The organism is Flavobacterium sp. ABG, assembly GCF_001027725.1.
Taxonomy (GTDB): domain Bacteria; phylum Bacteroidota; class Bacteroidia; order Flavobacteriales; family Flavobacteriaceae; genus Flavobacterium; species Flavobacterium cupriresistens.
This window is the reverse complement of the sequence record NZ_LEKS01000075.1, coordinates 1-454: the sequence shown is the minus strand read 5'-3', so window position 1 is coordinate 454 and position 454 is coordinate 1. Positions and strand designations below refer to the sequence as shown.

The 454-nt window shown below is 39.2% G+C and carries 1 protein-coding gene; it reads right to left on the bottom strand.

Annotation, left to right across the window (positions count from 1 at the left end; all coding sequences use genetic code 11):
• Nucleotides 1-454: rhodanese domain-containing protein (locus AB674_RS21735; RefSeq protein WP_047779387.1), on the bottom strand; the 454-nt coding region annotated here is incomplete at both ends.

The window sequence follows — 454 nt, the reverse complement described above, 5'->3', positions numbered from 1 at the left end:
TGCAATAGCATTGAAGCCGCCTTCAATTTCAGTGAAATTTCTAAACCCGCGTGCTTCTAATATAGAAGCGGCAATCATGCTGCGATAACCGCCGGCACAATGCAAATAAAAATGTTCTTTTGGATTAATATCTTTAATCCAATCATTGATAGATGCTAATGGCTTGCTAAAGGCTTCCTCAACATGTTCGGCACAATATTCACTTTCTTTACGGATATCTATTATTTTGCTTTCGCCAATTTTTACTTCTTTGGAAAATTGTTCGGCTGTAATTCTATTTACGGTGTCAATTTCTTTTCCCGCTTTTGCCCAAGCCTTATAACCACCATCCAAATGACCGATTAAGTTATCAAAACCCACGCGACTCAAGCGAGTAACGGTTTCTTCTTCTTGTCCTTCTTCGGAAACAATTAGAATTGGTTGTTTCACATCGGCAACTAAAGCACCAACCCAG